We start from the raw sequence: 19,781 nt of genomic DNA on the forward strand, positions 1-19,781 counted from the left end.
TATGCAGCTCAAGCGCCGTAGGTGCGATATCGCAATAGCACGGGGTGAAGCCCCGTGTTACAATGCGTAATGTGCATCATAGCGCCGTAGGTGCGGTATCATTTTTGTTTTGTAAAAAGTGCGGTGAGCGCATGCTGAATAATGCAGAGCAATAGTTATAAACTTGGGCTAATGAGGAATTATTCAAATTAAAACTTTTTCTTTTTCTGATTTTGCCTGTTATCAAAAAAATCAAGAATGATTATGGTATTACCTTTTATTCGGTAAAAAATATTGATTTGTTTGATGATTGAAAATCCTCTTATGCCTTTTTCTTTGTTCTCAATTGAACCCAGTTTGGGATAATCAATCAAAAGGTCAAGAAAATCATATACCTTTCCGACAAAACTTTTTGTTACCTGATCACCCCATTCTGTTGATAAATATTCCAGAGTTCTATCAAATTTTTTGTCAGCTCTCTTTGTCCACTTTAATTCTAAAGCCATTTCTCATGCTTTTTTTTTATGGTGTCAAAGTCAACTAAATTATCCGGATTGTCACTTTCTTCAAAGGCTTTCAATAGTTCTGATTGTTCATTTTTAGTCAAGCGACCCCAGAGTTGCCCGGCTTTTGTGTCTGTTTTGGATTTAATCATTTCATAAAAACTTATCAAAATATTTTCATTATCAATACTATCAATAAGGTTATGAAAGTTCTTTTTTAATTCTATTGTGTTCATTGATATGGTTTTTATGTTTAGATACCTTTCTATAGTCAAATATATAGTAATATTGAAACTAATGCAAAAATTAAGATTTTATTCAGTGGTACATTTGAATAAGGTTTGTTTGCTGCTCTCTGATATTTAAGTTGTCCTTTCAGGACGTTATGGCCATACTTTACCTGTGCCCAAGGCGATGCCGTTGCCCAAGGCGATGCCGTTGGGTTGAATTGAGCTGCCACTTCGTGGCGTTATTGTGTGTATATGGATTGCTTGAATATCGAAAATTTCACAATAGTTCAAGGCTGAAAGCCTTATTTATTAAGCTCGGTGGCAAGTAAGTTTCGCACCCTAACCCCCCAAGGGGGGAACGCTGCGTTGCAGAGGAAATCCTGAAAGCAGATTCAATTGATGGGATGACTCAAAGTCATCCCATCAATATACAGTGAATCGTATTTTAAGATTTCCCTATATCTTCAGTAGGTTTCGCACCCTGACTCTTTGTTCCAGGGATGTTTCGCACCCTAGCCCCCCAACAAAGGCGCAACGAATGAAATGAGTGGAGTCCCGAGAATCGGGAGGGCAATTCTGCGTTGCAGAGGGGGATCCTTTCTTATGCAGCTCAAGCGCCGTAGGTGCGATATCGCAATAGCACGGGGTGAAGCCCCGTGTTACAATGCGTAATGTGCATCATAGCGCCGTAGGTGCGATATCTATTAAAGAATTGCGATGAATATCTTTCTAGAAATGTTACTCTGTACCTATTATGATATCGATACTCTGTACCTATTACGATGTCGGTACTCTGTACCTATTACGATGTCGGTACTCTGTACCTATTATGATGTCGGTACTCTGTACCTATTATGATGTCGGTACTCTGTACCTATTACGATTTCGGTACTCTGTGGCTATTATGTTTCGGTGCTCTGCACCTATTATGATGTCGGTACATCCCCAGGCATGTTTCTGAATTAATTTATGGCGGCAGAGCCGCGTGATATTGATAGAATATGTGTTACAGTTTTGATGTAAGGTGCAGGGCACCGAAATGTACGTTGGTTGTTTTCTATTTTTATTTCTAGGTTCCAAGGAGGTTTTGCACCCTAGCTCCCCATCAAAGGTGCAACGAATGAAATGAGTGGAGTCCCGAGAATCGGGAGGGTGTTGAATTGATTTCGTATTTTTAGGCTGAAAGCCTTATTTAATTAAGCCCGGGGGCAACGCCCCGGGTAAAATGTAATGCCAATATCAGTCGCCCTGTAAGGGCAACTTAATGCAGGCGTGTAAAGCAGATTCAATTGATGGGATGACTCAAAGTCATCCCATCAATATACAGTGAATCGTATTTTAAGATTTCCTTATATCTTCAGTAGGTTTCGCCCCCTGACTCTTTGTTCCAAGGATGTATCACCCCCTAACCCCCCAAGTGGGGAATGCTGCGTTGCAGAAGGGATTTCTTCTTATGTAGCTCAAGCGTCATGTTACTAATATAAAAAACCAAAAAGCCATAATGGTATTTTGTTACCAATACCAATTTCGGTGTTGTCTGTTACAATATATGCATTAGGCAAGTTCGTGATTTGTTTTTTGTTCTTGGATTTTCCGCCTATCTCAAAGGAGTATCTTTGATCTACAATGAAATCTGCTGCGTGAGACAATTCTATTGTGTGTTTGTATTTTAATTGATTGACAAAAAATGTTTCCCGCATATTTCCTTTGTTGATCAACTCTCCTCTAAAAGTGTACATAAGGTTACTGTTTTCAAGATACAATTTATCAGGTTTTTGTAATTGACTTATGCCTTTTGAGTTTCTATATGCTGAAAACAGTATTTGAGATTCGGTAAGGTAATGGATGTAATTCAATATGGTTTCCCTGTTTATACCTGATCGTTCGCTGATTTTTGAAATATTGGGAATAAATGGTGCAGACTCAGCTATGATGTAAATGAGTTGCTTTAGTTTTTTGGTATAGTTTATATTTACATTCCTTAGTAGTGGTAATTCTATTTCTAAAATCATGTTTATGATTTCTTCTAATCTGATGTGATATAAATCAGGTTGTTCAGTGTAGAAAGGGTAATAACCATTGTACAGGTAGTTTTCAAAATATTGGAAAGGTTTTAGATTTTTGACAATGTCAGAAGTAATTTGTTCATGGCTGATAATAATATCTTCCAAAGTAATTAGGGGATATTTATTTCCGGTCTCTAAAGCCAGAAATTCTCTGAATGATAATCCTTGCATGGTATATGTAATTGCCCGTCGGCTTAAATCTGCCCGTGCATTCAGAATTTCTAACAAGGATGATCCGGTAAAAATGATTTTTAAATCAGGGTAGTCGTCATATATGTTTTTTATTTCGATGGACCATTGTGGGTATTTGTGTACTTCATCAAGAAACAAGAACTCACCACCTTCTTTAACAAAGGTGTCAACGAGTTGGGTCAATTTATGCTCGCTAAACCATATATCGTCCATGCTTACATAAAGTGTCTTTGATAATTTGTTTGATAAGAACAACTTGATGTATTGCAGTAACAGTGTTGTTTTTCCTACTCCTCTTGCTCCCTTTATACCAATCAGACGTGCATCCCAATTGATTTCATCCAGAATATTACGGGTAAACCTTAAATCTGTACGTGCAATTTTTTTTCGAAACTTTTCTTGTAAAATTTCCATGTTAGTCTTTTTTACAAAGATAGATATTTGTTGGTTGTGGAATGCAAAAAATGATAATTATTGTTGGTTGTAGTATGCAGATTGTTTTGTGGGTTAGATGTGCGTTTGCGGGTTTTCCGCTTTTCAGGATAAGTACCTATTACGATGTCGGTGCTCTGTACCTGTGCATGTTCCTGAATTAATATATAGCAGCAGAGCCGTGTGATATTGATAGAATATGTGTTACAGTTTTGATGTAAGGTGCAGCGCACCGAAATGTAAGTTGGTTGTTTTCCCTTTGTTTTTCTCTTGGTTCCAGGGATGTTTCGCCCCCTAGCCCCCCAACAAAGGCTCAACGAATGAAATGAGTGGAGTCCCGAGAATCGGGAGGGCAATTCTGCGTTGCAGAGGGGGATCCTTTCTTATGCAGCTCAAGCGCCGTAGGTGCGATATCGCAATAGCACGGGGTGAAGCCCCGTGTTACAATGCGTAATGTGCATCATAGCGCCGTAGGTGCGATATCTATTAAAGAATTGCGATGAATATCTTTCTAGAAATGTTACTCTGTACCTATTATGATATCGATACTCTGTACCTATTACGATGTCGGTACTCTGTACCTATTACGATGTCGGTGCTCTGTACCTATTATGATATCGGTACTCTGTACCTATTATGATATCGGTACTCTGTACCTATTATGGTATCGGTGCTCTGCACCTTGGCGTGTTTCTGAATTAGTTTATAGCGGCAGAGCCGCGTGATATTGATAGAATATGTGTTACAGTTTTGATGTAAGGTGCAGCGCACCGAAATGTACGTTGGTTGTTTTCCCTTTGTTTTTCTCTTGGCTCCAGGGAGGTTTCGCCCCCTAGCCCCCCAAGGGGGGAATGCTGCGTTGCAGAGGGGAATTCTGTATGGATAAGAAGCGCGTTTGCAGAGTTCCTGTTTGGGCGTGACTGGTATTGCATACTTAATTGGTGTTGCTTGCCCAATGCGCTATAGATGCGATATTTTTGAATTGGTTTAGGCGAATGCCTGTAGATAAAGACTGAGTTCGGGGTTAAAAACTCGCTCTGAGGGGGTGGGTGTCTGGAACGGGTTATTTTATGCTATTTGAAATTTCTTCATAAATAGCGACGTATTGGGCGGCGACTTCTTTTGGTTGAAAACGTTTCGTGTTTTTCAATCCGTTTGTTATGAGTGTTTCTCTGTATGTATCATCATTGATGACGCTTAATATGCCTTTTCTTATATCATTTACATCAAAAGGATTTACATAGCAGGCACCTTCTCCTGCAACTTCTGGCATTGAAGAAATATTGGAGGTTACAACGGGACGACCTGTGGCTTGTGCCTCAAGGATGGGCATGCCAAAACCCTCGTTGAGGGAGCAGAAGGAGAGGATATCGCACTGTTGGTAAAGTGATGTTAATTGCTCTTCGCTAATCTTGAAATAGTTTGTATAGTCAATATCATATTTCTGTAATAAATCCTGATGTTCTTTTGAGAGCTTACCTACTATGAGCAGTTGACAATGAATATTTTTTATGGCTTCAAAAAGGCGCTCTGTATTCTTATTTGGGGTAGTTCCTATATGGAGAATAATCGGTTTGTGGCTATTAAATTGTTTAGGAACCGGAACAAAATGAGAAGGAATAATATTGGGAATCACTTTAATTTTTTCTTCTGCACATCCTGTGAGTTGAATTAATTCTCTTTTCGTGGTTTCAGAGATGACAGTAACTATAGAAGACCGTTTTACAGGGATGGTAACCCAGAAGAGCTTGAGAAATGCATATTTGAGTTTGTTAGAAGTACGAAGAAATGTAAAATCATGGAAGGTATTAATGGTATTTGTAACAGGTAAGCTCAAAGATAGATAATGGATATCGCCGGTGATATGGTTTATCTCACCCTTGTTTCTATAGGCGAAAAGGATGTTTTTGATTCGTGTTGTGATTCCTAAACTGTGATATGGGCATGTTACCACTGAAAACCTTATCTCTTCGGGAAGATATGTACGAATGGTATCAAATAGTTTTTCTATGCTGTAATGAAAATCGTAAGGTTTGCGCTGAAAATAGGTAATTTGCATACTGTATATATTGAGTTATTCTTTTAGGTAATGATCAATATGGGGAATTATGAATTTGTTGAGAATCATAAATATGATCCAAAACCAAATTAGATTACCAAGAAACTTAATTTGCGAATTCTCAAATTTGTATAAAATATCAAAAGCTGCGGTAAGCGCTCCAAAACTCCATAGAACATTTGGGCTAGTAGAATGAATAGATAATAAAACTATACCAATAAGGAGGCCAAACAAAAGAATCGCTGGAAACATGAGAACCGGCCCAAAGTCTATATAAAAATCACCAGTATACCCTAAACTAAATGAAACACCTTTAGCATAGGAGGGGAAATATATGCCAGTGTATTTGGTTAGATGCTTAGAGTCCTCTACAATTGGTTTATCAGGAAAAAACATTCTGGGCATTAGTATATGCATGACAGATTGTTTTAAAACTTTTCCATTCTCATGATCTTTTTCTGAAGGGATATAATCCTGAGTTGCAGAAAAAAAATCAATATATGACATTCTGTTAATTAGTTCTTCTCTTGTTTCTTTTGCTCCTGAAAAATTGTAGCTTAGAATGGCATCTTTTAAGTAATTCCGAGCTTCTTCTTTAGATACAAGTATTGCCTGGGTTTGTTGTCCCTGATTTAGAAACTGTCTGTAATCCATTTTTATATCTGTCCAAATAATTGCAACAAGATATATCATGAACCCATAAATTCCTATTAGGGTGAGTCGCCGACTAGATATATATCTTAAAGATAAATATCCTATTAATAAATAGATTATGATTGAACGAAAACTTGCAAAGAATGATATAAAGCTTGTTGAGAACTCAATAGCTACAAGAATCCAAAATGGAACTAACAACTTTTGTTTTTTATGAACTAAAATAAAAAGGATTATAAATAAAGACCATTTAAAATATGAAAGTATAGCAATCGCCTGAAACAATCCGGGTATTGTAAATCTTAATGTGAATAGAAATCCACTAATAAAGTTAAAAGCTAGATATAGAAGGAAAAATTTATGTACACTATACTGGTTAATATAAAAGTTTAAATCATCCCATGAAAATTCTAACTTTTTAATTATTTGCCTAATGCCCATTGAAAGTAATAATAAACTTAAAGCAGATAAAAAGAAAGCACTCGAAATATGTTCCGGATATTTTGTGAGCGATTCAAGTGAACTACCGGTAAATGCTCCATAGATTGCTTTAATAGAAACCTGAACCCATTGATAGAATAAAGCTAAAAAAATACCAACAGTAAATACAGACTGCATAAAGTAATAGGCAAGGTATAGCAATAAAATCATTGCTACAAGATATTCAAAATATGTTGGTGAAAATATTGTCCATATTGAGCCCAATATTGTAATAGCAATAATAGCTTTTTGGATGATATTATGGCGGAATTCACCAGTAAAGGGTCGTATTATCATTTTTAATTATAAACTGAGATCCATTTTTGGGTAAACATATCCTGCGTCAATCCAAGATGTAAAATTGAATCATATGAGGCCATTCTGGCCTTTTCTAATGTGTTTGGATTATTTAAATAGTAGCTAATTGCATCTATAATTGATTCAGCATTTTTTTCATTACAAATATAACCATTTACTTTATGCTGAATAAGCTCTGATAAGCCGCCACTATTAAATACAATTGCCGGACACATAGCTTGTTTTGCTTCTCCAACAATGTTTGAAAGTGCCTCCTCAACAAGAGAGGGTACTACGACTACATCAGAAATTTGATATAGATGATGAATATTCTGAACTTTATCTGTAAAAATTAATGATTCTCTGTTTTTTTTGTAAAATGATGATTTTGAAATCTCTTTAAAGAGATCACTTTGGTAGATTTGACCAGCAAAAATAAAACGAAACTTACTTTTTTTTATCGTCATTAACTTTATCGCTGCTTCAAATAAAATATGAACTCCCTTAATCTTGTTGAGTTGACCAACATATAGAACCGTGAACTTACTATCGTCTTTCTGAGGTAGGTTCTCTTTTATTGTTGCTTTCCTAGTTGGGGGTATGTTATATATAACAGAAAGACGTTTAAAAGTTGGATCTATTTTTTTTAACTCTGTGGCTATAAATTTTGAAATACAAACAAAATGTTTTGTTCGTTTTATAATAAAGTATTTCCATAGCCATTTCTCATAAAAAAAACGTCTTGTAGGCTTGTCTCCGAGTCTGAAAATGATTGGGCAATTGACAAATATTAATGTTGGCCACAAAGTCATGTAAAAAAAATCATTTGCTATATGAATATAATCTGGTTTATACTTCTTGTATGAATTTAAAAATTCGATGTTATAGCGAACCGTATCCATCAAATATAACAACAAACTTTTTATCTTTAAAGTTTTTCTAAAATTCCACGGAAATCTGATTTTTTTATAATTTAAAAAATGTGCATCTACTTCAGGCTGCAAATGCCAATGAAATCCACGATCGTTGACTAAAAGAAGCAGCTCGTATCCCTTATTCCTGAGGGTATTGAAAACATGGATGTTGCTTCTCTCTTGGCCGTACAAGGCTACATTTCCAAAGATTGCAAGAATTTTAGGCATCGAAGTTATTTAATATTGATTTTTTTATGTTATCGAAGGACCATAATTCGATGTGCCTTTTTATATCTATTGATAAGTAATGACTTGGAGAATTAAGTTTGGTGATTATGTATAAAATGGATTCGATTAAGGATCTTTTGCTGTCAGATCTAAAAATTTTACCTGTATCTTTATTAACAAGATCAATCGCACATCCAACTTTATCACTGACTACTACAGGTCTTCCAGCAGCCATTGCCTCATTAACAACCAGACCCCACGTTTCTCCCGGGCCTTGAGAAGGAAGGCAGAAGATATCCCCAAGGCGATAAATGATGGGCATTACACTTTGGTTCTGAAAAGGTTGAAAAATTACAGCAGGATTTTTGCCGGCAATTGACCGTAGCTGATCTTCGAGGTGACCACTTCCTGTCAATAAAAGTTTTAGGTGAGAGAAGTCAGGCTGTTTGATTATATCTAAAAACGCATTTAATAATAGAATAGGATTCTTTTTATCCTCAAATTTTCCGCAAAAATGAATCACTTTATCTGTTTTTTTTATTCCTAGTTTTTTTCTCCATTCTATGGCTTTCGTGTTATAATTAGGATCATAATCGTCAGAAAAACGATGGTTATCGATCGCATGAGGTGCAAAAATCAATTGCTCTTCCTTTAATCCATGCTTAATAAAGTAGGCTTTATTGTTGGAGCCAACGTACAAAGCTTTATCAATATGCCGATAAACCCATTTTAAAAATCTTCTTCTTAGAAATGTCTTAATACCTGGCTTTTCATCCACCAATGTGCTATCACCTCTGAACCAAACAGGGACTTTATTTTTAAAATAACGCATAGCCGAAAGATGTGCATGGTAGTTCCATCCAAAAATGAGAAGATGCGTTGCCTCCCAGTTTTGAATCTCTCTGATCAGGGAAGGACAGATTATGCCATGGAAATGATGACCTCCCGGTCGAGGTGCCTTGTTTTCAATGAAGCTGAATTCATACCCTTCCAATAGAGGAATATCCCATTCAATATTGGCCTTAAAGTCAGCATCATAATTATCTTCTTCTTTCTGGCTCCATGTGTAGAATACCTTAAGGTGGACATCCTTAGACAATAAAGCAAAAAGAGGGGCATTGTACTGCACAGGATGCGAGGCTATTATTGCTAATTTGACAATCACTCTGTACTCTTTGGATTATTATTGTTTAGAAAAAGCTTCATTTATGTTCTTTTGATTTCTTAAAAAGAAATTGTCTGAATTATTCTTCAGATAATTTTCTCAACTAAACAAAGTCTTTTCTGTATTTTATGAAGTTTTTCCTACGTATGATTTGATTATTCTTTTAAAAAAATCAAGTTGTTTGGAAGCAACTGAATGGTCAGTATATGGTTTAAAATAGTCCTTATCTATATTGGTTTCGAATGGCAATGCGTTCATAAATTGTTCAAATTCTTTATTTATCAGACTCTGTTTATTCAATAAATCTTTTTCATCTTTAAACGTAATAACGGAGCCGGCTTTGCAACCTTTTAATATCTTTGATACGCTGCTAAGTGCGTGAGTAACTGCAAATATTGGCTTTCTTGAGAGTATGTATGGGTAGATTTTAGAGGCTGTATATCCGGCTTCTATAGAACCTGGTAAAAGCAATGCATCGGCATCCATAAGTAATTTTATACTCTGAAAATAACCAACTCTATGCGGAGATTCAAAAGTAAATGCTTCCAATCCGGTTTCTTTTATAATTGATTTTATGCGATAGGCCGGATTTTTAGATGAGGCATAGGATGTTCCTATGAAAAATGCCTTTATTTTCTTCGAGTCTGGCTTAAGAACATATTCTTTGATGGCTTGAAGTGTTTGCTTAACGGGGATAGGCATCCCAGGGGTGACCGCTCCCATATATACCAGAGTTACGGTGTCTTTTTCTTTTTTAAAAATGTTGTTTACTAAGTTTGATTTTTCAACAATTTCAAAATCTTTATAGGAGGCTGCAAAAGTAATTGTTGAAGAAGGTATGTTAGTTTTATATCGTTGATTCAATGTTGATGGGTATGCATCAGATACGGAAATCATTCCATTGGCATGTGGAACAGTCCACTTTTCCAACATGCTGTCAAGAAAATGAGCTATTTTATACTTAGGAGGTCTGTTTGATTTAGGTTGTGATAGATAAAAATCATTTCTCCAGGGATCCTGCATGTCCAATACAAAAGGAATGTTGAATTTTTGTTTCCAAATTCTGCCAAGAGTCATTACAGGGAAGGCCGTAGTACTGAAATAGACCAGGTCAAACTTCTCTTTTCGAAGAAGACTGTCCCCGGCTTTTTTTATTTGAAACCAGGATCTGTAACCTAAATTACCCAGACCAAATTTGCGGGTAATTTTTACTGGAAATGCCGAAACCCTGATAACACGACAATCATCTGACAAACTCTCAAGCACCGGATCTATAGATGCTTCAATATATTTGGGTTTTACTGCTATAACAGTTATGCCGCACCCAGCATTTTTAAAAAAAGGAATGCTAAGTCGGACGCGGTGCATATCCGGCGTATTTACAGGGGGGTAGTTAGGTGATATAATGAGTATTTTCATTCTTAATGTGCATATTGATTGCCCATACAATCATTCAAAATGTTAATGCTATTAATTTGAATAAGCAGCTATATATTGATACATTCATATACCACTTATTATTACTTTTTACATTCCAATGCTAATGCATTGTTAAATCTTTCTTTGTTCTCAACCAGCTTAAACATTTCATCTTCGCAATCATTAAAAGAACAAAGCCGAATATCTAAAAAGCCTATTTTTCTTAATTCTTCAGATAAGGACATATAATCCCACATCCATAAATGTTTTGAGTTTCCGTATAGGTAGCTAAGCAGGCTTTTAATGCCACGTTGACGAGATGCTTCTCCCAAGGAAGTTGATAACATGAAATCAATGCTGCTATCACCTTTTCCGGACTCTAAATTTATGAGATAGGACTTTGCTGCATATTGAAGATCTGGTAGAACACATCTGAATATCCCTCCCGGCTTTAAAATTTTGTAAGTATTTTTAAGTGCAACTCTTAGATCGTTTAGCGACAGATGTTCTAACGTATGTGAACAATATATTCCATCGCATTTGTCATCTTGAACAGGTAATCCTGCAACAATATTCCCATATTTAACATTTAATGGAAATTTTGTTTCCATCATTCTTCGCAAGAGATTTCCAACTAAAGGTAACCGTTGAAGTCTCAAAGTGGGTGAGATATCATAGTTCATCCATTCTATGGGAGCAGAAAGGCCACAACCATATTGTACATAGACTTTTTCCATTTTTCCTTTTTGATAATCAATTCTTAAGATTGATTAGATTTTATTTGGTATTTCACAGCGTCTAAAATAGCATAATTTTATTAGAGAAATCAGGTTGATAGTATTGTTTGCCAGATTTGCTTCAATTTTTCGGATTCCTTCTCCCATGACAACTCTCTTCCTTGCTTAAATCTATTACTACGGGTATTAATTAATTCTTCCTTTTGGCTCAGTAGATTATCAAGAATTTTAGCAATTTCCACAGGCCTTTGTCCGCAAATGATCCCTCTGTCGGAGTCCTCTTCCATAAATTGCTTTTGTGCAGGGGTGTCAGTAGCCAAAAGATATAATCCTGCCTGGGCATATGCAATGATTTTATTGGTGAGACATAACCCGCGGTTAAGATCTGTGTTATCCAGTTCCAGTGCCATACCGATATCATAATTGGCCAGTTCCGCATGGAGTTGGGATTGCGCCATGGGAGGGAGGATTGTTAAAATTTTGGATACTCCTATTGCAATGCTTTGTAAAGGGGAATCAGATGCTTTTTCTGTTTCTTTTGGCTTATCAGATTTTTCAATATCATTCAATGATTTTAAAAATGGCACGATGATTTCCTGTTCAAATGATGGATCCAAATTGCCAATAAGGGTGACATGAATTTCTGGTTTTTCTTTTACAGGCATGATCTCTTCTGATTGATAAATTTTGAGTAGTGCTGCAAACAGTTGTTCCAGTCCACGGCCAAAAGAGATGGTCTGGCTGAACCAAACCAGTTTTAATATCTTATCTTCTCTATTTAAGGGTGGAATGAACTCATCAGATGGAAAGCTGTTTAAAATGACACTGTGATTGGGATGCCCTCCAATGAGAGCCAGTGTGTACTCCTCTATCAGAGGACTCGCACTTGTAAGCGCCTTGGACTGTGGTAAACAGTTTTTTAGCATTCTTTCGCATACAGGAATGTAATGAGAACCTCCGTTAGGCACATCTATGCCCGGATCATAATCTTCTATGTCGTAGATGAAAGGAGTTTTCCATTTTTTTGAAAGTGCATAAGCAGGATAAAGCGCTCCGGGATTATGAGCAATGATGAGGTCTGTATTTCTGCAAATATGATTGCCTTTTGTCAAAAGCATTATGGATCTTCTGGTTTGAGCCAAAGCTGTTAGCCAGATGCTCTGTTTTAAAATGGGCCAGAACATACGTGCTTTTTTTTCTAATACTGCCCAAAAAAGCCATTTTAAATATTTGCTACGTGTAACATCCAACTGAATAAATTGAATATGAGTTCTGTTACTCATCATTTCTTCGTTGATGGCATCGCTCCAGTTTCCTAGCTTAAAAAGTAAAACGGTGATTTTGTTCGCTTTTGAAAAGAGATCTATCTCCTTCACCAGACGAGGGTTGGATGCCAGATTGGCGGTGGTGAGAAATAGTAGTTGCTTTCCGGTCATTATTGAATTATTTTTCTGGAGAAAAGCCTGGTCATTATTTTATTTTTGTGGCCATACCATGATACCCATTTAGCAAAGCGCCAACCTAATAAAATTTTAGTAATTTCAATCATTTTCCCACCTAAAATTGGAGTATAATCAGAACCTCCCAATTCTTTACATCTTTTTAGTGCCTAGTTCTATGGCTTTCAGGTTGCTTATAAGATGTTCCTTTTTAAGTTGTGATGCAATATTGTTTCCAGACACGTGTTTGCGATAATAGCATTTTACATTCGGTACATATTTAATGCCTTTCCTACTTAATCCAATTCTCGCAAAAAACTCTCCATCCTGATCTTTGAGTAGCGATTCATCCCAATCACCATTTTTCTCAATTAATCTTCTTGGAGTTAACCATGCACTTGTTTTAATATAATTGGTTTGTCCGTTACTGCCCCATAAATTGATGAAGAGATCCTCGTGTTTATTTTTTTGAGAATAGTTGGGTTTATTTTTTTTCGGGCAATTTGTGTTATTCTCGTTCAAAAATTGCTGTAAAGTTGATATTGTCCGTCAAGGTGAAAGAAATAGATGGTTTTATGTAACCAGTTTCGACCCATTTAACGAACTTGTAGCCCGGTTTGGGATTGGCTGTGATGGTTACCGGCATAGAATGGAAATAGATGCCCGACCAGGGATAGGGGGTTTCTGATACTCCTGGAGTTGAAGGTTGTATATCTATTGTGTTTAAGGTGATGTAACCATTTTGGTGATTGTTAATGTCAAGCGTTACGAGTACCTCTCTTTCTAGTTCAAAAAAATCCTTTAAATGTTGTCTCTGAAAGGCGGGACGTTGGGTGGCAAACACTTTCATATGATCGACGTTGGCGAACCAATCGTCCATGCTTTTGGGGGAACTCCAGCGATGAATATGGGCAGGTATTTCAGGTTTAAGAACGGATTTCATATCATCAATCATATCTATTATTCTATCTTGAAGGAAGTAGGTGTTTAGAAGGTCAGACATTCTGTTGATGAATTGTATTTTAAAATTTTCATTTTTGAGTAGCTCTCTTAGCAGAAATATAGACCATTCAGGGTTAGGCCAGCCTTTGCTATTGGGATTGGTTGCGATATTAAGTGTGTTAGTTGAATAATCGATGAAGCCAAAATCCGTATCAAATAACATCCAACGCCATCTACCATCATTAAATGCTAGTTCATCAGCACAATCAGTGGTCTTATTTTTTCTCCAGTAATCAATATTTCCACCTGGCCAATCTTTATTATTAATGAAGATATTGGTGATGAAATAATCAATAAAGCTATCCATATCCATCATGCATTGTACATATTCGAAATTAATTTTATCGGATATTTGATTATTCTTTATGAAATCAATCATTGATTTATAGTGAATATTTGTACCTTCTTTTATTATAGCATTTGCTGTTAAATACTCAATACTATCTGGATCTATTTCGTATTTATTTGTAATATAATACCTATCATACCTTTCCCGGAGGTTTAGGAGACCCCAGTATTCTCCATTTATAAATACAATTCCAGGCTGATAAGCCTGAGTTGAAAAGTTTAATCCATTTGCAAGGTTTTGTATGAATGGATCTTTAAAATAAGTATACAGGAAATCATTTCCAGAATTCCTTAAAATAAATCTCTCAAAATCAATGTCATTTATTTCAGGGAAATTCAAAGTTGAAGATTCATTTGTATTACTACTAGTATATAACCTTAAAGATTTGCTTGGTAAAGTACGTGAAAACCCACCATGAATCCTTATCAGGACTTCTCTATTTATGGTAGTATAACTTTTAATTATAGGGTAATATTCAATATTGAGAGTTCTTTCCCAACTGCTCCCTCTTCTTTGATAATTTCCACGATTTACTGCGATATTTGGCAATAAACTATTTGTGTTTTTTTTTCTCCATTTACTATAATCTACCCCGGCAACATAAATTCCGTATTTATAATCAAATAATTGATCTTCCTGTATGGCCAATGATATGATAGGTAAAGTATATGGATTTTCCCCAACGAAATAGGTATTGGTAGATATCTGGCTGGGGATATTTCCGTTTTTAAAAGCGATGGCACGCACAACGGTACCTTTGTGAACCGGAGAGGACGGGAAATAACCGGGAAATCTGGCAGGATCTCTGTGGAATGTGGTGGAAATTTGTGTTAATTTATCCGGTTCTGGTGAACGGTCAACTATTTTGATTGGCTGATTATACAGTTGAGTTTGGTATGTGTTTGACAATAATTCTCCCGGTTTTTGCCAGGCATGCCATTGGTATTGATTTTGATACAGATAGGTAGTGCCGTTAATATTTGCAGTATCAGGTATGGAGCCGTCCAATGTATAGTAGATGGTTACTTCGGGATCGGGATGAGAGAGAACCAGATCAAAGCTTTCGGGGTGAAAACCTCCCCGGTGTGAGAATTTTGGTGGTTCAATGGAACTGACGGTGGCTGGTAAAACCCCTCTTTTGGCATGGAATATTCTGTTCCAGTATGGCCTTATGGGGCCGTAAGGATCAAAATCTGTTTCGGGAAAGGCATTGTCCCTGATGTCCACTTCTGCCATTCGGTTGTTTTCCCAATCGTCCTGCAAAGCTCCCTGTGCCATCAGTTTTGCCAAGACCTCTGTATCGTAAATGTTGCAGTTGCGGAGATTCAATCGTATGAGTCGCGTAAGGTTTTCCAGATATCGGATGTCTGAACCTATAGGAACGTTTCTGAGTATTAGAGTTTCAATATTCGTTAAATGAGCAATTGGTGCAAGACTTTTAACGGAGTCGTTGGAATGAAGGTTTAAATAGATCAAGGCATGAAGACTGGACAACGGTAAAATGCAAGACAGCTTGTTTTCCCTAAGGTTAAGGTGCCTGAGGTTTCGGAGGCGTGCCAATGGTGTCAGGTCATCAACCAGATGGCCGCGCAGCTCCAACCTTTCAAGGGCTGTAAGATGGCCAATTAATGAAATGTCTGTAATTCGTGGGTTATCCGGTTCAAGGTGTTGCGGAAAGTTGTTGATTTGCAATCTGCGCAGTGGAAGAGATATAAGTTCATTAAAACCTGCTTCATAAAGGCATCCTATGGTGTTATTGGAAAGATTTAATCTGGTTAGCATTTTCAGTTCGCCCAAAGGGGCAACATCCGAAATATGATTGTTCTCGATATTTAAAGAGGTTAATCTTCTGAGACGCTGAATTCCATCAAGTGATTTAAGATTACTGTTTGATGCATCGAGATGGATGATTGATAGGATGTCTGTTCTATAAAGATACCCAGATGGTTTATTAATTTTTTTACGGATAATCTTTACAAGTTCCGGATTGTCCAGATCAATGACCGGGTTGTAATTGGCTGCAACCAGCAAAAGAGCTCCCAGAGTCAGAGTGCATATGATAAATGCCAGAAATTTTTTGATGGTAAATGGTTTTTCCTGCATAAAGGAATATGAGTTTTTTGTTTTTCCCCCGGCTCTGTTCTCAGGAGGTTTCGCCCCCTGGGCTCCGGGGGGGGGAGCACTGCTTCGCAGTATGAAATTATTTATGTGTTAGATGCGTGTTTGTGGGTTCTCTTTTTAAGGGTTGAAGGGTAATAGGGTGACAGGGTTGAAGGGTTTATGGTTTATAGTTGATGAAAGTTGGTTACTTTTCTTTATGCTTTTCCCCTAGGGAGAGGTTTAAGGGGGGGCGTATTTGAAAAGTTGGTTGATTTATTTTTGTTTTCCCCCCGACCCCCTTGAGGGGCTGAATTTCAAGTTGCTTGCGTATTTATAAATTAGTTGCTTTCCACTAAGTTTTCCCATAATGGTGTGAACTGCTATGCCTCAGGGAATTCTGTATGTATTGGAAGCGCGCTTGCCGGTTCTCCCCTTAAGGGGAGTCAGTGGGGAAGCGCGTAGGGTTTTGAGTTGAATTCTTTCCTTCATGTTTTCCCCCTGTCCCCCTGAAGGGGGTGAATTTCAAGTTGTTTACGTATTTATAAATTAGTTGCTTTCCACTAAGTTTTCCCATAATGGTGTGTACTGCTTTACAGCACGGAATTCTGTATGTATTGAATGCACATTAGCCGGTTCTCCCGCTTTGCGGGATTGCGGGGAAGCGCGTAGGGTTTTATAATTGTTCCTCTATTATTCCGATAACCTTATTTATATTATTTAAAACTTCCTCGTTGGTGAATCTGATCACACTAATTCCTAGTTTTTCAAATTCAGCAGTTCTGTTAATATCGTGTTCTTTTTGGACAGTGGAATTATGGTATTTACCATCCAACTCAATCACGAGCTTAACTTGATGACAGTAAAAATCTGCTATAAATATGGCAATTGGATGTTGTCGTCTGAACTTAAGCCCTTTAATCTGATTTTTATTAATGTGTTGCCATAAATGTTTTTCAGATGGTGTCATTCTCGATCTTAAGTTTTTAGCACGTGCAATGATTTCGTTGCTTGCACCGTAATATAAGTTGTCGAGGTATGAAATTGAGTTTTGGGACATAGGTTTTCAAGTTGGTTTCATTCTTCTTGTTTTCCCTCTTGGGTGAGGTTTAAGGGGTTTTCGTATTTGAAAAGCTGGTTGTTTTCTTTTTTGTTTTCCCCCCGACCCCCTTGAGGGGGTGATTAGATGGATTTGTATTTTGAGTGGTTTTTCTATTTTAAGGTATTTTCCATCCTAAAAGGCTTCGCAGAAGAGAATCCATTATGCATTGGAAGCGCATAGGGTTTTGAGTTGGATTCTTTCCTTCATGTTTTCCCCCCGGCCCCCTGAAGGGGGTGAATTTTAAGTTGCTTGCGTATTTATAAATTAGTTGCTTTCCACTAAGTTTTCCCATAATGGTGTGAACTGCTATGCCTCAGGGAATTCTGTATGTATTGGAAGCGCGCTTGCCGGTTCTCCCCTTAAGGGGAGTCAGTGGGGAAGCGCGTAGGGTTATAATTATAAGTGAATACCACCTTGTCACCTTCCCACCATCCTACCTTCTCACCATATTTCCTTCCCACCATCCTACCTTACAGTTACTATTCCCCCCGGATGGTACAAATCTTTACGAGACACCTGAATACCCTGTGTAAATTTGCTGTTGGCAACTGTTTTAAGGCCATAATGGTGAACCAGTTGTCTTACCCAGACAGCAGGCTCCTCCTTGAATTTAATCTCCATGATTACCCCATTGTGGTGATGTTGCCTGTAAAATGTATTCTCAGGAAAAAGAGTGGTTGAATGGGTGCTTTGCACTTCATGGTCAAAGGTTATCCGCAGGTCGTTCTTGAACTTTGTTTCATATCCTTCACGATAATATTTTGTGATGATTTTGGGTTGGAGAGTTTTTAAGTGCAAAAATCTGATGAACTCTTCCATCACGGGATTGTCATGCTCACCGAAACAACCTTTTTCAATAAAGTTGCGATAGGATAGGGGAGAGATAAAGCAACTTTTTTTTATAACCAGACCAGATTTACGACCTTTTAATTCAACCCTGATGGGGGTGTGATCTTCCAGCTGATGATGATATGTGCGGATTCTGAACTTAATTCTTTCATTGTCTCCACTCATTTTTTCGTGATAGGCGCTGTAATCATGCGTATCAAAATAGAGACTTCTCACCAGGTATCCTTTACCGGGTGATTGTCTGGTAAATTTATCCTTTTTCATATACATCCGAACCGCATTTCTTATCTTCAAATAGGTGAAATAGTGGATGCGGTATTTCAGTTCAAATCTGCTGTTTGTAAAAGATGGGTGATTCATATTTTATTTCTAAACAGGTAGGGCTATTTGCGGAGCCAACAACGAAACCTTTTCAACTCCCTGTATTTTACGTAGTTCACGGATTAATTCATCGGTGATCGTTCCCGATATTTTATCGAACCTTACTTCAAATATCACCTCCCAAAAATCCTGTTCTGTTTCCTTTGACCGAACCTGATTATCTTTTGTGTATTTCTGAACTATTTGGTAAATGTCATTGGTGATGTAATCCGATTTCCCTGATATGGCCAGTACAAAATCAACGTTGGAGGACTGTCCGTATTTGATAAAATGTAGCAGAAACATGATGATGGTGATGATGATGGTGGCGATGATAACAATGGTCCAGTTGTATGTACCGCATCCCAACCCGGTGGCAATTACCCAGAAAAGAAAAACCATATCGCGCGTGTCTTTGATGGGAGTTCTGAACCGGATGATGGAGAGTGAACCGATTAACCCGAGAGAAAGCACCAGATCACCTCTAATAAATAACATCACAATGGCAACGATGGGAGCCAGTACCACCAGTGTTGTCATAAAGGAGAGTTCAAATGTTAATCCCCGGTGTGTATATTTATATACCTGCGATATAACCAATGATACCGCGGTGGCTATCAGCAACGATAAAACGATGCTGAAGAGATCAGGTTTTGAAACCGCTAATGACCCTTTTATCAATTCAAGAATTTGTTCCATGTGTGTTATAATGTTGATGAAATGAATTATGTTTTGTCTCTATTTTTAATGTTGAATTTAAAGTTGATTGCACTTTCTTTTGTTTTCTCCCGAATTGCCTTGAGGAGGAATGTTGCTTTGCAGTTGGGAATTCTGGACATTAGGTGCGGGCTTGCAGGTTCTTCTATTGACCACTATGTCCTGCCTCCGGCACTGTTGATCAGGTAATATGGTCTTTCGATTCTTATTTGCGGAAGTTAGTGGGAAAGCTTGAGGTGATTTTTAATTGCATTTTGAATAGATATATCATGATTTAAATAAAAATCAGAGAAATTAACAATGATAAATTTTCATGTGTGAAAAAATAATTTTGTGCTGTGAAAAAAAAAATACTGCAGTGATTTTTTTTTTCACAGCAGTGATTTGAGTTTTTCTAAGCAGTGATTTTTATTTGCTTAGCAGATTTCAATTTTACGTCTTTTGGTATATTACTGTGGCCAGCATGGTTTTGAGACGGTTGCATATTTATATTTTTTCGGATAGTCCTTCT

14 protein-coding genes are annotated in these 19,781 nt (G+C 37.2%); all 14 read right to left on the reverse strand.

Features of this window, described 5'->3' with window-relative positions:
- Nucleotides 1-188 precede the first annotated feature (188 nt).
- Nucleotides 189-485, reverse strand: a complete 297-nt coding sequence (locus tag B5X70_RS09765; RefSeq protein ID WP_079557723.1) for a type II toxin-antitoxin system RelE/ParE family toxin — start codon at nucleotides 483-485, stop codon at nucleotides 189-191.
- The gene (locus tag B5X70_RS09770) at nucleotides 476-718 is read right to left on the reverse strand and encodes a hypothetical protein (protein ID WP_079557724.1); all 243 of its coding nucleotides are present in this window, start codon (nucleotides 716-718) and stop codon (nucleotides 476-478) included. The genes B5X70_RS09765 and B5X70_RS09770 overlap by 10 nt, the downstream gene beginning before the upstream one ends.
- 1,469 nt (nucleotides 719-2,187) lie before the next feature.
- Entirely contained in the window at nucleotides 2,188-3,384 is a 1,197-nt protein-coding gene (locus tag B5X70_RS09775) for an ATP-binding protein (protein ID WP_079557725.1), read from the reverse strand.
- A gap of 1,081 nt (nucleotides 3,385-4,465) precedes the next feature.
- Complete coding sequence (locus tag B5X70_RS09780; protein WP_079557726.1) at nucleotides 4,466-5,461, reverse strand: glycosyltransferase family 4 protein; 996 nt, start codon at nucleotides 5,459-5,461, stop codon at nucleotides 4,466-4,468.
- 15 nt (nucleotides 5,462-5,476) lie between these two features.
- On the reverse strand, nucleotides 5,477-6,892 hold the full coding sequence (locus B5X70_RS09785) for a hypothetical protein (protein WP_079557727.1): 1,416 nt from the start codon (nucleotides 6,890-6,892) through the stop codon (nucleotides 5,477-5,479).
- Between the two features lie 2 nt (nucleotides 6,893-6,894).
- Nucleotides 6,895-8,034, reverse strand: coding sequence for a glycosyltransferase family 4 protein (locus B5X70_RS09790; protein WP_079557728.1), 1,140 nt, complete (start codon nucleotides 8,032-8,034; stop codon nucleotides 6,895-6,897).
- On the reverse strand, nucleotides 8,027-9,199 hold the full coding sequence (locus B5X70_RS09795; protein ID WP_198314197.1) for a glycosyltransferase family 4 protein: 1,173 nt from the start codon (nucleotides 9,197-9,199) through the stop codon (nucleotides 8,027-8,029). Before B5X70_RS09795 ends, B5X70_RS09790 begins: the two co-directional genes overlap by 8 nt.
- 126 nt (nucleotides 9,200-9,325) lie before the next feature.
- A complete protein-coding gene (locus tag B5X70_RS09800; RefSeq protein ID WP_079557729.1) occupies nucleotides 9,326-10,618 on the reverse strand; it encodes a glycosyltransferase family protein in 1,293 nt (430 codons plus the stop codon).
- A gap of 101 nt (nucleotides 10,619-10,719) precedes the next feature.
- Complete coding sequence (locus B5X70_RS09805) at nucleotides 10,720-11,355, reverse strand: class I SAM-dependent methyltransferase (protein WP_079557730.1); 636 nt, start codon at nucleotides 11,353-11,355, stop codon at nucleotides 10,720-10,722.
- Nucleotides 11,356-11,444: 89 nt separating this feature from the next.
- Nucleotides 11,445-12,791, reverse strand: a complete 1,347-nt coding sequence (locus tag B5X70_RS09810) for a glycosyltransferase family protein (RefSeq protein WP_079557731.1) — start codon at nucleotides 12,789-12,791, stop codon at nucleotides 11,445-11,447.
- A 511-nt stretch (nucleotides 12,792-13,302) separates the two neighbouring features.
- Nucleotides 13,303-16,248, reverse strand: a complete 2,946-nt coding sequence (locus B5X70_RS09820; RefSeq protein ID WP_079557733.1) for a CotH kinase family protein — start codon at nucleotides 16,246-16,248, stop codon at nucleotides 13,303-13,305.
- Between the two features lie 670 nt (nucleotides 16,249-16,918).
- Nucleotides 16,919-17,302 (reverse strand): endonuclease domain-containing protein, encoded by a 384-nt coding sequence (locus tag B5X70_RS09825; RefSeq protein ID WP_079557734.1) that lies wholly within the window; start codon nucleotides 17,300-17,302, stop codon nucleotides 16,919-16,921.
- A gap of 507 nt (nucleotides 17,303-17,809) precedes the next feature.
- On the reverse strand, nucleotides 17,810-18,553 hold the full coding sequence (locus B5X70_RS09830; RefSeq protein WP_079557735.1) for a polyphosphate polymerase domain-containing protein: 744 nt from the start codon (nucleotides 18,551-18,553) through the stop codon (nucleotides 17,810-17,812).
- Between the two features lie 9 nt (nucleotides 18,554-18,562).
- A complete protein-coding gene (locus tag B5X70_RS09835) occupies nucleotides 18,563-19,252 on the reverse strand; it encodes a DUF4956 domain-containing protein (protein ID WP_079557736.1) in 690 nt (229 codons plus the stop codon).
- Nucleotides 19,253-19,781 lie beyond the last annotated feature (529 nt).

Source organism: Alkalitalea saponilacus (assembly GCF_900168165.1).
In the GTDB taxonomy this organism is placed as follows: Bacteria; Bacteroidota; Bacteroidia; order Bacteroidales; family Marinilabiliaceae; genus Natronoflexus; species Natronoflexus saponilacus.